At 61.8% G+C, this 15,633-nt stretch carries 10 protein-coding genes, 1 pseudogene and 1 riboswitch; of the genes and pseudogenes, 8 read left to right on the top strand and 3 right to left on the bottom strand.

From position 1 onward, the window contains the following. From DES49_RS15520 to DES49_RS12790, 3 genes and pseudogenes are all read right to left on the bottom strand, one after another. A pseudogene (locus tag DES49_RS15520) lies at positions 1 to 1,556 on the bottom strand (hypothetical protein); the annotation flags it as partial. A 25-nt stretch (positions 1,557 to 1,581) separates the two neighbouring features. Further along, positions 1,582 to 2,508: a transglutaminase domain-containing protein gene (locus DES49_RS12795; RefSeq protein WP_133736815.1), complete on the bottom strand. Its 927-nt coding sequence runs from the start codon at positions 2,506 to 2,508 to the stop codon at positions 1,582 to 1,584. Positions 2,509 to 2,552: 44 nt separating this feature from the next. Further along, entirely contained in the window at positions 2,553 to 3,425 is an 873-nt protein-coding gene (locus tag DES49_RS12790) for a rhodanese-like domain-containing protein (protein WP_133736814.1), read from the bottom strand. A 301-nt stretch (positions 3,426 to 3,726) separates the two neighbouring features. Here DES49_RS12790 and DES49_RS12785 point away from each other — a divergent pair, with 301 nt between their 5' ends. From DES49_RS12785 to uca, 8 genes are all read left to right on the top strand, one after another. Beyond that, complete coding sequence (locus tag DES49_RS12785; protein WP_133736813.1) at positions 3,727 to 5,112, top strand: M20/M25/M40 family metallo-hydrolase; 1,386 nt, start codon at positions 3,727 to 3,729, stop codon at positions 5,110 to 5,112. 195 nt (positions 5,113 to 5,307) lie between these two features. Beyond that, on the top strand, positions 5,308 to 7,077 hold the full coding sequence (gene atzF / locus DES49_RS12780; protein ID WP_133736872.1) for an allophanate hydrolase: 1,770 nt from the start codon (positions 5,308 to 5,310) through the stop codon (positions 7,075 to 7,077). Positions 7,078 to 7,286: 209 nt separating this feature from the next. Continuing rightward, positions 7,287 to 7,385, top strand: a riboswitch (guanidine-I (ykkC/yxkD leader). Positions 7,386 to 7,440: 55 nt separating this feature from the next. Further along, entirely contained in the window at positions 7,441 to 8,496 is a 1,056-nt protein-coding gene (locus DES49_RS12775; RefSeq protein ID WP_133736812.1) for a putative urea ABC transporter substrate-binding protein, read from the top strand. A gap of 74 nt (positions 8,497 to 8,570) precedes the next feature. Beyond that, positions 8,571 to 9,386, top strand: a complete 816-nt coding sequence (locus DES49_RS12770) for an ABC transporter permease (protein WP_133736811.1) — start codon at positions 8,571 to 8,573, stop codon at positions 9,384 to 9,386. A gap of 18 nt (positions 9,387 to 9,404) precedes the next feature. Next, positions 9,405 to 10,187, top strand: a complete 783-nt coding sequence (locus tag DES49_RS12765; RefSeq protein WP_133736810.1) for an ABC transporter ATP-binding protein — start codon at positions 9,405 to 9,407, stop codon at positions 10,185 to 10,187. Between the two features lie 20 nt (positions 10,188 to 10,207). Further along, positions 10,208 to 10,954 (top strand): urea amidolyase associated protein UAAP1, encoded by a 747-nt coding sequence (locus DES49_RS12760; protein ID WP_133736809.1) that lies wholly within the window; start codon positions 10,208 to 10,210, stop codon positions 10,952 to 10,954. After that, the gene (locus tag DES49_RS12755; protein WP_133736808.1) at positions 10,954 to 11,595 is read left to right on the top strand and encodes an urea amidolyase associated protein UAAP2; all 642 of its coding nucleotides are present in this window, start codon (positions 10,954 to 10,956) and stop codon (positions 11,593 to 11,595) included. Before DES49_RS12760 ends, DES49_RS12755 begins: the two co-directional genes overlap by 1 nt. 414 nt (positions 11,596 to 12,009) lie before the next feature. Then, positions 12,010 to 15,603: an urea carboxylase gene (gene uca / locus DES49_RS12750; protein WP_133736807.1), complete on the top strand. Its 3,594-nt coding sequence runs from the start codon at positions 12,010 to 12,012 to the stop codon at positions 15,601 to 15,603. The last annotated feature ends 30 nt before the right edge of the window (positions 15,604 to 15,633 follow it).

Raw genomic sequence — 15,633 nt, 5'->3', positions numbered from 1 at the left:
CTGCCGTCATATATTCCGTCCCCACCAGCGCCATTCGCCTCAATCCTCGCCTCTTCCGAGGCGGTCATTGTCCCTACATCCAGCCACACCGAGCCACCCGCACCGCCAGCTCGATTCCCCGTGGTCCCGTTCGCCTCGATCACACCATGCAGCTCCAGCGTGTCCGCCGTCAGCTTGAATACACCGCCTCCATAGGCGCCACTAGTACCGCCCTGGCCCATTGTGCTCGGCGCCTGGTAGTCCCCGTAAACCGCCAACGACGGGTAGCCGGTGCTCCAGGAATCCCTGCCGCCACGACCGCCATGGCTGCCTCCGGCATCTCCATTCTGGCCGTCAACCCGGCCCAGGCCATGTCCCGAAACATTGATTCGCGAGGAGGCATCCACCACAACTTTGTGTGAAACAAGCTTGAGTGCAGAAGCTTCCCCTTTCACTCCGGAAAGCGGTCTGAGTACCGCTTCGTTTTTCAAATCAAGGTGAGTAATCGACTCAATATTCAGAAGCTCCAGTGTCCCGTTGTCGACCTCAACGGTTGCAATCTGTCGAGGAGAGAGCACCTCTTCTTGCTTGCCCAACTTGAGGCGGGCACCAGAAACTTCCAGGCGGGTTAAATCATCATGCAGAGTCGAGATTCGAGCATATTGCGCCTCACGCGCAACTCCGTTATCCACCCGAAGAAGATTCTCTCCCGTGCCTTTATTTTCCCAATAAACAGTGCCTGGGCCACCAGTATTTCCGGACCCCGAACCACCTTTCGCCAACACGTCCAAGCCAGGCGGAACACTGTCTTCGCTATGATAGATCGCTATACGACCACCACCGCCGCCGCCGTCATATATTCCGTCCCCACCAGCGCCATTCGCCTCAATCCTCGCCTCTTCCGAGGCGGTCATTGTCCCTACATCCAGCCACACCGAGCCACCCGCACCGCCAGCTCGATTCCCCGTGGTCCCGTTCGCCTCGATCACACCATGCAGCTCCAGCGTGTCCGCCGTCAGCTTGAATACACCGCCTCCATAGGCGCCACTAGTACCGCCCTGGCCCATTGTGCTCGGCGCCTGGTAGTCCCCATAAACCGCCAACGACGGGTAGCCGGTGCTCCAGGAATCCCTGCCGCCACGACCGCCATGGCTGCCTCCGGCATCTCCATTCTGGCCATCAACCTGGCCCAGGCCATGTCCCGAAACATTGATTCGCGAGGAGCCATCCACCCGAACCTCACCCTCAACAGTCAGCTCTATCCTGGAACTCTCACCTCTCACCCCACTCGGCGGCCGAACAACAGCCCCATTTTCCAGCGTCAGCGAGTAAAAATCGTATTCCCCCTGAAGGAAGAGCTTCGCCCCATCCACCCGGATGCTGCGCCCCTGAAAATCCGTGTTGCCAGCGTCAATCGTCGTATCCTCAGTAATGAGAATCTCGTCCTGCTGGGCGGTAGCGGGTAATGCGATTCCGAACCACAGCAGGGCCATGGCAACCAGAGCGGTTCCCAAGTTGTGCGGGAAAAACGCGATCCTGGATCGTTTGACGGTAAGTAGCTGGCTGAAAGCGTCCATTTTTTACAACGTGTCCCTATAACAACTAATTCATTGAGGCGGTAATTCGGTGGTCGTGCACGAAGAAGCGCTCGGCGCTGTCTCGGGCGTCTGTACGCAGCCCTGGCTGCAATACCCGGAAGGCGATGTAATCGCGTTCGTTGGTGTTAAAAACGTCCCCATGGGGGTCGGATAACGCCCAGGAATCTTCTGCGTTGAACAGAAGCCAGTTGTGATAGTCCGACGCCTGCACAACGGTTGATCGGGAATTGGTGCGGAATCCCGCAAGGGGCACGGCCGGTATTTCCTGGTTCCTGGCCATGGCGACCAGGGCGTACATGAATTCAGTGCAGTCGCCCGCTTGCTGCTCCAACGCAAACACGGCGCCCCGGTCTTCCGCACTGTAGCCGGTATCATCCAGCGAATGCGCTATGCGCCTGTGGGCAGCTTCCATCCAGGAGTGTGCGGTTGTTACGCCATCCTGACGGGAAACCCGGGCTACCTGGCTTTGAACCACAGGCGCATCACGTTCAATCAAGGGCTCTGACTTGAGGAAGTCGTTTCTTGCCCAGGTTTCGCCCGGTTTTGGCTGGTTCCGTAGCGTTACCTTTGTCGATACGGAAACCTCGGTCTGACCGTAGGGAGGCAGCTGGTCGATGGTGAAGTGCAGGGTCTGATTGCCCACCTCATCAACTTCCGTTTGATGCGAATGGGAGGAGCGCACCCACTCCACCGTCTGGAATGGAGTCTTCTCGACTGGCGCGAAGGTCTGGAACGCTATGTCCTGGATCAGTTCGTTGCTCTGGTTCTCGAGATTAAAGCTGTAACGCAGGGTCACGCTGCTGGTCTTCACGGCGTCAGCAACGCTGGACTCTGGTCTGTCCCCGCCAGGGAACAGAGCCCATGCAATCACCAGCAATGTCACGACCGCCGCTGTGGCAGAGCCGATTTTTAACCAAAGGTGTCCGTACAAGGTTGTTGTCCCTGTTAAAAGTCCGTTTCAGAATCCTTTTTGATTCAGCTGTTACTGCACTGATAGCGCTCTGGCACCTCATCGCGGTTTTCAGCCATGCGCTTTTCATTGCGATAGAAGTTGCTCAGTTGCTCCTCGCCCCGGGTGCTGACGAACAGGTAGCGATACTGTCGTGCCAGGTGCTCCAGTTCCGGGTCTTCTCCCACAAGCACCACGGGATAACGTCCATCCTCGCTCTGCCGGCGGAGGGCTTCGGGCAGTTCTTTCCGGAGTTCGTCATTGTTCTCGAATCGGTTAATGCGGACTGCGCCGGAACCGGAGGATTCAAAGAAACCGGATTGTTTTCCGGTCAGTGCCAGAGAGACGCGCTGGGTGTAGAGCTCTGCAAAAAGGTCTCTTGGTTCAACGGTGTGCAGTTGATCTTTGGCCCAGCTGTGCCCCTTTAATTCACGGCCGGCGGAATCCCAGCTTGCGAGACCTCCCAGCAGGATCTGAATGTCCTCAAATCCCTGGTCCAGAGCCTGCTGGCAGAGCTGGGCGGGTTTTGTTCGATGGAACCCTTGGTCGACGACAAGAAGGGAGCGTGACTTCAAAGCCTTGGAGTGGATGAGTTCCTGCTCATGGAGGTTGAGCGAGCCCTGGATGTGCACGTTACGGAAGGCGGCCGAGGGGCGGGTATCAACAATGAGCCGCTCTTCAGGGGAAACCTCGTCTATCCGGACGAAGCAATCATTATTAATGGTCCGGGAGGTATGGGACTGGGCATTCATCTGCTCAAGCCAAGCGGCTTCCGCTTCGCAAACGTCCTCAGCAGCGCCCATGGCCGGGAGAAGGAAAAACAGGGAGACGATTGCCTGCGATAACGCTTGCGGCGCCTGAAACACACCGGAGTGACGAGCGCGTACTTCCATTTTCATCACGACTCAATTCCCTGCAGTACATCCTACGTTCACTGCTGACACCGTTGAGCCGCTACAAGCCCATTCCTTAGGTCCAGCCGAGATTAATTTATCATTACGCGACTTTAATCCTCAAACGGCTATTCCTATGGTGAGAAGGCGTTAACATTTTGGCGCCCGAATGCGGTGCTCTCCAGACGGCGTGAACTCTGGGGCCACTTGGCAACCATGGGCAGGCTGTAGGGCGGCCAGTAAGCGCTTGTTTTGCCCGCCGAGCTTCGCCTATCCTCTAGGCTCCTTCATACCGCAGGAGCATCCCATGCTGGAGCCCGTCCTTCGCCACATCGACAACGGCCTTGAGGAATCCATCGGACGCTGGTCCGAGCTGCTGCGTATTCCAAGCGTCAGCACCGACCCCGCCTACGAGCCGTCCATGCGCAAGGCCGCACAGTGGCTGCAGGATCAGCTTGCGCCGCTGGGATTCAATGTGGATATCCGCGAGACGGAGGGGCACCCGGTGGTCATCGGTCATCACCCCGGCCCTGGCGGGGATGCGACCCACGTGCTCTATTACGGCCACTACGACGTCCAGCCTCCGGACCCGCTGGAAGAGTGGGACAACGAGCCCTTCGAGCCAACACTGGTTGATGGCCCCCACGGCCGGCGGATGGTGGCCCGGGGCGCGGTGGACGACAAGGGCCAGCTGATGATGTGGTTCGAGGCCCTGCGGGCCTGGCATGCGGAACACGGCGACCTGCCCGTGGCCGTGACGGTGCTGCTGGAAGGCGAGGAGGAAGTCGGCAGCCGCAACCTGCGGCCCGTGCTGGAGCGTTACCGGGACGAGCTGGCCGCCGACGTCTGCGTGGTCAGCGACACCGCCATGTGGGACATCGATACGCCCGCGCTGACCTATACCCTGCGCGGCCTGCTCTATACCGAACTCACCTGTCGGGGCCCCGGCCACGACCTGCACTCCGGGTTCTACGGCGGCGCCGTGTGCAACCCGCTGAATGCGCTCAGCCGCGTTCTGGGCGCGCTCCAGGACGACTCGGGCCGCATCCGGATTCCGGGCTTCTATGACGATGTGGTTGAACCCTCTGAGGAGGAGCTCTCCGACTGGCGTTCACTCAATATGGACGAGGAAGGCTTCCTGGCCTCTGCCGGACTTTCCACCAGCGGAGGCGGCGAAACGGACCGCAGCCTTCTTGAGCGCACCTGGTCCCGCCCGAGCTGCGACATCAACGGCATCATCGGCGGCTTTACCGGCGCCGGCGCCAAGACCGTTATCCCGAGGGAAGCCAGCGCCAAGGTCAGCTTCCGCCTGGTGCCCGACCAGGACCCGGAACGGGTGATCGAGGCGTTCCGCCAGTTCATCGATGACAACACCCCGGCCGGCTGCACCATCGACCTCCGGATCGATTCCGCTGCACCGGCCATCCGCATTCCCACCACATCCCCCTATCTGCGGGCGGCGAAAAAGGCACTGGGAAGCGTTTATGACCGCGAAGCACTACTGCTGGGCTGTGGCGGCTCCATCCCCATTGCCGCCTGGGCGCGGGACATCCTGGGCATCGATACCCTGCTCATGGGCTTCAGCCTGGCGGATGATGGCATGCACAGCCCCAACGAGAAGTTCGAGGTGACCTGCTTCCATCGGGGAATCCGCGCGCATGCGGCATTGCTTGAGGAGCTTCGGCAACAGTGACATCGAGGCTGTGCACTGTTAGTGATCACCCCTCCCCAACATTGTGCACAAACCCGGGCATCACAACAGACTGGTTGCCCGGGATCGATCGTAAAGAATTGATTGCACTCGTTTCCGGCCTGCCCTCGGGTACTGGCACGCAGGTTGCTCAGCCATCTGCACCAGAACCAGACAAGAGACCATGCAATGCGCACAATGGCCGGGTGGACAATCTCTGAGTGGCAGAACGCTTATCGCAACGGCGAATCACCCGAGGAACTGCTGAGCACCCTGCTCAAGGCACAGGACCCGCAAGACCCGGCCTGGATCTCACTGGCCAGCAGGGGACAGCTGACGGAGCAGGTCGACGCACTCTCACCAGACCAGCCCCTGTACGGTGTTCCCTTTGCCGTCAAGGACAACATTGACGCGCGCGGCTTCAATACCACCACCGCCTGCGCGGAATACAGTTACCGGGCGGAGACTGACGCCGAGGTGGTCCTGGCCCTCAAAAAGGCGGGCGCCGTCCTGATCGGTAAGACCAACCTCGACCAGTTCGCGACCGGCCTCGTGGGTACACGCTCCCCCTGGGGGGCGGTGCCGAACTGTTTTGATGAACGGGTTATTTCCGGCGGGTCCAGTTCCGGCTCAGCAGTGGTGGTCGCACGGGGAACGGTTCCCTTTTCCCTGGGAACGGATACCGCCGGCTCCGGTCGGGTACCCGCGGGCCTGAATAACATCGTCGGACTCAAGCCCACGCGCGGCGCCATCAGCACAAAGGGCGTAGTCCCCGCCTGCCGCAGCCTGGACTGTGTTTCCATATTCGCTAAAACCACTGCCGAGGCCGGCCAGTTGCGCCAGATCCTGGAGGACGGCCCATGCACGGACGCCATGGCTCGAGTGCGGCCCCAGGCCGCAGCCCAGCCCGGATGCTCCCTGCGCACACCCGGCCCCATCCGACGCCTCGCCATACCCCTGCAACCACAGTGGTTCGAGGACCATCTCCAGCGGGCCGCCTGGCATCAGGCACTCGACCAGTGGGAAACGCTCGGGGTCGAGCTGGTTGCGCAGGATTTCACGACCCTCTATGCCATGGCCGCTCTGCTGTATGAAGGTCCCTGGATTGCCGAGCGTCACGCGGCGATCCAGGGGTTCATGGAGGAACACTCGGATGCGATGAACCCGGTGGTCCGCGATATCATCAACCAGGCGCGGTCATTCACCGCCACGGACGCCTTCAATGGCCTCTACCGGAAGCACGAGCTCCGTCAGGCAATCGATCAGGAATTCGGGGCCATTGACGCCCTGCTGGTTCCAACGGCGCCAATCACACCCAGCATCCAGGCGGTCGAGGCCGACCCCGTCAACCTCAATGCCCGCATGGGCCGCTACACCAACTTCGTGAACCTGGCCGACCTGAGCGCGCTGGCCGTACCCGCGAACTTCCGAGCGGATGGGCTGCCTTTCGGGGTGACACTGATCAGCGGCGCCTGGCGTGATGCCGACCTGCAGGCCCTGGGCGCACAGTGGCTCAACCACAGCCCCACGCCGCTCGGCGCCACCGATCGTCCGCGCCCCTGGGAGAAAACACCAGCCACGAGCGGTGACCGCATCCAGGTAAGCGTGGTAGGGGCTCATCTCGACGGCATGCCCCTTAATCACCAGCTCACTGACCGGGGTGCGCGCCTGATCCGCCGCACTACCACGGCGCCCCATTACCGACTCTACGCCCTCGCCGGCACCACGCCTCCCAAACCCGGCCTGAGCCGAGACCCCGGCGGTGAGGAGCTGGAGGTGGAGGTCTGGGAGATGCCTGTTGCGGCATTTGGCGACTTTGTTGGGTTGATCCCCCACCCGCTTGGCATCGGCACAATCGAGCTGAGTGACGGCAGCTGGGTCAAGGGGTTCATCTGTGAAGAGGACGGTCTTGATGGCGCCGTCGACATCACCCACTTCGGTGGGTGGCGCGGCTATATGGCGTCCTGAAACGCCCGGGGCATCAGCCGCACCGATTCAAGGCACTGGCTCACAGACTGCGCCAAACCGGTGCAAAACGGATAAACGAAGAACCCTTTATATCCCAGGAAATCGTTGTTTTATATAGCTTTTCACAACATGGCACTGTGATTGCTCCTACACAAACAGGAATCAGATGGCTGAGCAGCGTCCCTGCCCGGCCCGTTCCACACAATCTGGAAATGGACAGCTAGGGTTCCGGCCACACCGAGGTGGCGTCTGGTCCGAGAGCGGTCGACCTTCTGAAGGTTACACGGCGGGACAAAAGCCCGGGAGGAGACAGGCTGAACAGCCATCTGATTCCTCCCTAATTCCACCGTCAGGAGGCTCGACATGCTACTGAAAAAACGCACATTAATCCCCCTTCTTCTTGCCGGCGCCATGCTGCCCGGCACCGCCCTTGCCAAGGATGAATTCAGCGTCTGCTGGTCCATCTACGTCGGCTGGATGCCCTGGGACTATGGCGACGCCGAGGGCATTGTCGATAAATGGGCCGACAAGTACGACATCGAGATCGACGTTGTCCAGATCAACAACTATATCGAGTCGATCAACCAGTACACGTCCGGCCGCTTTGATGGCTGCACCATGACCAACATGGATGCACTCACCATTCCGGCCTCCGGTGGCGTCGACAGCACGGCCCTGATCGTGGGTGATTTCTCCAACGGCAACGACGGCGTCGTGATGAAGGACGAGGACGAGCTTGCCGAGATCGAGGGTAACCGGGTCAACCTGGTTGAACTGTCCGTTTCCCACTACCTGCTGGCTCGCGGCCTGGAAACAGTCGGCCTCACCGAACGCGACATCACCGTGGTCAACACTTCCGATTCTGACCTGGTCTCCGCCTTCGCCTCGTCGGACGTTGACACTGTCGTCACCTGGAACCCGCTGCTCAGCAGCGTACTGGAACAGCCCAACGCCAACCTGGTGTTCGACTCGTCCCAGATTCCCGGCGAAATCATTGACCTGATGGTCGTCAACACCGAGACCCTTGAGCAGAACCCGAAGTTCGGCAAGGCCCTCACCGGTGCCTGGTACGAGATCATGGCCACCATGAACGGCAGCGACGACCCCGCAAAAGAGGCCCGTGCACACATGGGCGACGCAGCCGGGACGGATCGTGAGGGTTACGAGTCACAGCTCGCGAACACACGCATGTTCTACGAGGCCTCGGAAGCGGTTGAGTTCACCCGCAGCGACAAGCTGCTCGATACCATGCAGCGGGTTGCCGAGTTCTCGTTCAAGCATGGCCTGCTTGGCGAAGGCGCACCCCGGCCGGATGTGATCGGTATCGAGACCCCCGCGGGCACTTACGGCAATGAGCAGAACGTGAACCTGCGCTTCACCTCCGAGTTCATGCAGCAGGCCGCGGACGGCGAGCTCTAGCGTCCTGATGCGATGCCTCGTGCTGGCTCCCCCGCGGAGCCAGCCCTGTTCTCACCCGGCAATGGTGCGAGCCCATGAAGAAGTTCATCAATCGCCACCCGAATCAGTATGGCCGATGGGTCCTGGGCATTCTGCCTTTCGTTCTGCTACTGATCCTGTATGTGGCCGCCTCCAATGCACGGCTGGCGGAAAATCCCAATGATCCCCTTCTGCCATCGCTGATGCAGATGGGCGATGCGATCCAGCGCATGGCGTTTGAACCCAGTAAGCGCACCGGCGAATACCTGATGCTCCAGGATACGCTTGCCAGCCTGCAACGAATTGGGATCGGTGTAGGCGTATCCGCGCTCATAGGGCTGATATTCGGGATTGCCAACGGCGCCATCCCCTACATCCGCGCCACGCTGTCGCCGCTAATCGTCGGGGTTTCGCTGGTGCCGCCCATGGCCATACTCCCCATCCTGTTCATCATTTTCGGGCTGGAAGAGCTGGCCAAGGTCATGCTCATCATCGTGGGCATCACGCCCTTTCTCATCCGCGACCTGCAACAGCGCACCCTGGAGATTCCGGAAGAGCAGATCATCAAGATGCAGACCCTTGGGGCGAATACCTGGCAGATCGTGACGCGACTCGCCCTGCCCCAGATCATGCCGCGCCTGCTGGCTACCACACGGCTGGCGCTGGGAACGGCATGGATCTTCCTGATCGCCGCCGAGGCCATTGCCGCCACCGAAGGGCTCGGATACCGGATCTTTCTGGTACGGCGCTACCTCTCAATGGACGTGATCCTGCCCTATGTAATGTGGATCACCCTGCTGGCACTGATGATCGACTTCCTGCTCGCGCGCATCTCCAGGTGGCGTTACCCCTGGTTCCACGCCAGCTCATGAACTGCCGGAGACTGAGCCATGGCCATGATTGAACTGAAAAACCTCTGGAAAGAGTACGGCAACGACGTGGTGCTCGAACGCCTCAATGCCAAGGTGGAAGCACGCGAGTTCGTCACCGTGGTGGGCGCCTCCGGTTGCGGCAAGACCACCTTCCTGAAGCTGATGCTCGGCATCGAGGACCCTACCCGCGGCGAGCTGCTGCTCGATGGCGAGCCCATACCCGGGGAACCCGACGAAACCCGGGGGATCGTGTTCCAGCGTTACTCGGTAATGCCCCACCTGGACGCGGTAGGCAACGTGATGCTGGCCGGCGAGCTGGAAGCCAGCCGCTGGCTCGGGCGCGTGTTCGGGAACCGACGCCGGAAACTGCGTGATGACGCCATCGCCATGCTGGAAGAAGTGGGCCTGGGCCACGCCCTGGACAAGTACCCCCACGAACTCTCCGGGGGCATGCAGCAGCGCCTGGCCATTGCCCAGGCCCTGATCAAGCGCCCGCGCATACTGCTGCTGGATGAGCCCTTTGGCGCCCTGGACCCCGGCATCCGCAAGGACATGCATGAACTCGTCCTGAGGCTCTGGAAGGAACAGAACCTGACCGTCTTCATGATCACCCACGATATTGAGGAAGGCTTCTTCCTGGGCACCCGGCTCTGGGTCCTGGACAAGGACCGGCTCGACCCCCAGGCCCCGCAGGCCTATGGCGCCCGGATCACCTTCGACCTGCCCGTGGGCCGGGAAGACCAGAAAACCTACGAATCCATCAGCTCGCGGCTCGACACGACTGCGCGGGCCATCGGCTGACACGACAACGGGAGGCAATCATGACCCAACCCCTTTATGAATACACCGTCCCCAGAGGCCATCACTGGTCCTTCCGGATGCGTCGCAACCGGGCCCTACGCCTGACTGACGTCGAAGGCGGCGGCAACCTGGGCATGCTCATCTTCAATCCCGAGCTTCTCCTGGAACGCTACAACGCCCCGGACACCATGAAAGCCCAGCAGACCTTCCGGCTCACCCAGGGCAACTGCCTGTACTCAGACATGGGCCGGTGCCTGGCCTCGATCATCCAGGACGATTTCGGCGGCCACGACTCCGCCTCCGGCACGCTGACCCGCCGCGCCTGCTTCGAACGCTTCGGCCGCTGGACCTTCCAGGAGTACATGAACGAGTGGTGCCTCAGCGGCGAGGAAAGCTTCCTGACGGAACTGGCCAAGTACGGCCTGGGCGAGCGTGACCTCCACGCCAACCTCAACCTCTTCAGCCGGGTGGAGACCGACGAGGATGGCACCATGCGCTACGTGGACAGCCACAACCGCCCCGGCGCCAGCGTCACCCTGCGCTTCGACATGGACGCCCTGGTCATCCTCACCACCAGCCCGCATCCGCTGAACCCCGCAAAGAACTACCCGAAAAAGCCAATCCAGGTGGAATTCCTCAAGACCGACCCGGTCACGGCGGACGATGAGTGCCTCAACGCCCACGCCACCAGTCGCCGCGCCCTGGAGAACACCCGGCTCTATTACCTGGACGACCCCGTACTGTTTGAAAACGCAGGAGGTGCCTGATGCTTACCGAAAGCCACCGCAAGCTGAATGACGCCCGCTACAGCCAGCGCATCGGCGCCGGCGACTACTTCATGCGCACCGTCAAGGCCGGCGAGACCGTGCGCATTGTGGACGTGGACGGCAACGAAGCCGCCGACACCCTCTTCTACAGCGCAACCGACCCGGCCGAACGCTACAGCGCCAACGACACCGTGCGCGAACAGGGCAACGTCTACCTGGGCACCGGAAGCGTGCTGCGCTCCAACCGCAACAACCCGATGCTCGAAATCATCGCCGACACCTGCGGCCGACACGACACCCTGGGCGGCGCCTGCTCCTCGGAGAGCAACACCATCCGCTACGCCCACGACCGCCGCTGCATGCACTCGTGCCGCGACAACTGGATGAACGCCATCCAGGAGAACGAGCACTTCGGGGTGACCAAGCGCGACATCGCCCACAACATCAACTTCTTCATGAATGTGCCCATTACCCCGGAAGGCGGACTCAGCTTCGCCGACGGCATCTCCGGCCCGGGCAAGTATGTGGAAATGAAGGCACTGATGGATGTGATCGTCCTCATCTCCAACTGCCCCCAACTGAACAATCCCTGCAGTGGCTTCGATCCAACACCATTGGAGATTGCCGTCTGGGACAGTTAAAGACTGGAGGTTAGGTGCAGGGCGAGGCTTGGGAGGCCTTACCGGGAAACGCTGTGAATACGTCCGTGTACGCTTGCTTCCGCCATCCATGGCTCCAGACATTCCCGGTAAGGCCTCCCAAGCCTCGCCCCTGAACATCGGGGAAGACGCAAAGAAGTCTAACTAACAGAAATCAGCAGGCCTACTCCAAATCAGGCTGCTGCCGGGGCACGGGGATTCCCGGAGGGAAACTCGGCCGCATGGAAAGCGGCCGTGTAGCTCCCAGGGATGGGTTTACAGCGGTTCCCGGAGGGAATCCCCGTGCCCCGGCAGCAGCCGTCTGGATAGCACAACCAACACAGCTCACCCAGAGGACGGCCTCAGAAGGTGAAGGAACCAAACAGGCGGGACGACCCGCGGAAGTGAGGCAAAGCCATGTTCAACAAGGTACTCATCGCCAACCGCGGCGCCATCTCCCGCCGCATCACACGCACACTGCGCGAGCTGGGCATCACCAGCGTCGCCGTTTACGCGGAAGCCGACGCCGACTCCCTGCATGTGCGCGAAGCCGACGAAGCCTGGTCCCTGGGTGACGGCTCCGCCACCGACACCTACCTGAACCAGGACAAACTCTTCCGCATCATCGAAGACGCCAACATCGACGCCGTCCATCCCGGCTACGGCTTCCTCAGTGAAAACCCCGACTTCGTCGAACGCTGCGAAGCTGCGGGTGTCGCCTTTATCGGCCCACGCCCGCACCAGATGACCGAATTCGGCCTCAAGCACACCGCCCGTGAAATCGCCGAAAAGGCCGAGGTCCCCCTGCTCCCCGGAACCGGCCTGCTGGAAGACAAGGCCAGCGCCCTCAAGGCTGCCGACGAAGTCGGCTATCCCGTCATGCTCAAGAGCTCCGCCGGTGGTGGCGGCATTGGGATGCAGATCTGCCATGACAGCGAGACGCTCGACAAGGCCTGGGACAGCGTACGTCGTCTGAGCGCCAACAACTTCGCCAATGACAGCGTCTTTCTGGAAAAGTACATCGAGAATGCCCGCCACATCGAGGTTCAGGTATTCGGTGATGGCAACGGCAAGGCCGTGGCTCTTGGCGAACGGGACTGTTCAGCCCAGCGTCGCCACCAGAAAGTGTTGGAGGAAGCCCCGGCCCCGAACCTGCCCGAGGAAGTGCGCAGCACTCTGCACGAAACCGCTCCACGCCTGGTCTCTGCAGTGAACTACCGCAATGCCGGAACTGTCGAATTCATCATGGACCAGGACACTAATCGCTTCTATTTCCTGGAGATGAATACGCGGCTGCAGGTGGAGCATGGGGTGACTGAACAGGTCTATGGCGTGGATCTGGTGGAGTGGATGGTGAAGCTGGCCGCCGGGGAGCTGGGTGACATCGAGCAGCTTGCCGCCGACCTGGCACCGACCGGCCACGCCATCCAGGCACGCCTCTACGCGGAAGACCCGAACAAGGATTTCCAGCCCTGTGCCGGGCTTCTGACCCATGTCGAATTCCCGGAGGCGGATGGCGGCCGGCGCCGTATCGACCACTGGATCGAGGCCGGGCTGGAGGTCTCCGCCCTCTACGACCCCATGCTGGCCAAGATCATCGTGCACGAAGCCGACAGGGATCAGGCTCTGGCGGCACTGGAAAGGACGCTGGCCCAGACCATCGTCGAGGGGATCGAGACCAACCGGGACTATGTATCGGCAATCCTTGCGGACGAAGTCTTTGCCCAGGGCCGCATGACAACTCGCTACCTGAATGCGTTCAGCTACCGCCCCGCGACTATCGACGTAATGGCCAGCGGCACCATGACCACGGTGCAGGATTACCCCGGTCGCATCGGCTATTGGCCGGTGGGCATTCCACCCTCCGGACCCATGGACAACCTCAGCTTCCGCCTGGCCAACCGCCTGTTGGGCAATGACGAGGCGGCCGCCGGGCTGGAACTGACCCTGAACGGTCCCACCCTGCGCTTCAACAGCGCCACCACCATCGCGCTGACCGGCGCGGATCTGAACGCCACGCTGGACGGTGCCGCCCTGCCCCTGAACCGCACCGTGACCATCTCGGAAGGCCAGACCCTGAAGCTGGGCAAGGTGACCGGTGACGGTGCGCGCGCCTACCTGGCGATCGCCGGAGGCATCCAGTGCCAGCCTCACCTGGGCTCACGCAGCACCTTTACGCTGGGTCAATTTGGCGGTCACGGCGGCCGGGCATTGCGCACCGGTGATGTGCTGCACCTCGACCCGGAGGCTGACGCACCCGAAGCGAGGACGCTACCGGAAGACATGACGCCCCGCCTCACCACCCACTGGACCCTGCGCTGCACCTACGGACCCCATGGCGCGCCGGAGTTCTTCACCGAAGCGGACATGGAGACCTTCTTCAGCGCCGACTGGCAGATCCACTACAACTCCAACCGCACCGGCATCCGCCTGGTCGGCCCCAAGCCCGAGTGGGCCCGGCGGGACGGCGGCGAAGCCGGGATGCACCCCTCCAACATCCACGACAATGCCTACGCCATCGGAACCGTGGACTTCACAGGCGACATGCCGGTGATCCTGGGACCGGACGGACCTTCGCTGGGTGGCTTCGTATGCCCCGCCACCGTCATCCAGACCGACCTCTGGAAGCTGGGCCAGCTCAAGGCCGGTGACACTGTGCGATTCGAGCCTGTCAGCCTGGAGGATGCCGACCGTCTCACCGAGGCCCGCAACCGGAGCATCGCGGCCCTCAAGGACCAGGCACCGGCAGTCACAACGCAGCGCCCGGCCACGCCTATCCTCCAGTCACTGACCGCCGAGGAAGCCGGCGTGGCTGTCACCTATCGCCCCTGCGGCGACCGCTACCTGCTGGTGGAATACGGGCCCATTGAGCTGGACCTGCGCCTGCGCTTCCGTGCCCACGCCCTGATGCTCTGGCTCCAGGAACAGGACCTGGCCGGCGTGCTGGAACTGACACCCGGCATCCGCTCGCTGCAGATCCACTTTGATCCGCTGGTCATGGACCGCCAGCGCCTGCTGCGGACCCTGAAGGAAGCGGAAGAACACCTGCAGCAGCAGAAGGAGCAGAAGGTCGCCTCGCGCATCGTCTGGCTGCCCCTGTCCTGGGACGATGAGGCCTGCCACGAGGCCATCCGCAAGTACATGCAGTCGGTGCGCAGCGACGCGCCCTGGTGCCCCAGCAACCTGGAATTCATCCGCCGCATCAACGGCCTCGACAGCATCGACGACGTCAAGGAGATCCTGTTCTCGGCCAGCTACGTGGTTATGGGCCTGGGCGACGTCTACCTGGGCGCCCCGGTGGCCACTCCTTACGACCCGCGCCAACGCCTGGTCACCACCAAGTACAACCCGGCACGCACCTGGACGGCGGAGAACTCCGTGGGCATCGGCGGCTCCTACCTCTGCGTCTACGGCATGGAAGGACCTGGGGGCTATCAGTTCGTGGGCCGTACCCTGCAGGTCTGGAACCGCTACCGGCGCACGCGGCACTTCACGGAACCTCACCTGCTGCGCTTCTTCGACCAGATCCGCTTCTATGAGGTCAGCTCGGAGGAACTGCAGCAGATCCGCCGGGACCACCCCAAGGGCGACTTCCCGCTACAGGTCGAGGAAACCACCTTCGACCTGGACGAGTACCAGGAATTTCTGGAGGAAAACGCCGAAAGCATTCGCGGATTCACCGAAGCCCGGAACCAGGCGTTCGAGGAGGAACTGGAGCGCTGGGTCGCCAGCGGCGCCATCAATTACGAATCCCAGCAGGACCTGGGCGAACACGAAGCGGATGAGCTGCCCGAGGGTATGCCGGTAGACTCACCAACTGCGGGTAGTATCTGGCAGCTTCTGGTCAGCGAAGGCGACACCGTGAAGGAGGGCCAGGTGGTAGCCATTCTGGAGTCCATGAAAATGGAGATTGAGATGACGGCGCCCGAGGCCGGGAAGGTGGTGCATATTGCCCGGGACGAGGGACAACAGATTGATGCCGGACAGGCGGTGATGGTTGTGAGCCAGTGACCCGCTGCACGGGCCCACGCAAACTCCATA

The sequence above is a fragment of the Halospina denitrificans genome (assembly GCF_004364635.1).
In the GTDB taxonomy this organism is placed as follows: domain Bacteria; phylum Pseudomonadota; class Gammaproteobacteria; order Pseudomonadales; family Oleiphilaceae; genus Halospina; species Halospina denitrificans.
The sequence above is the reverse complement of the archived record's forward strand: the minus strand, read 5'-3'. Positions and strand labels throughout refer to the sequence as shown.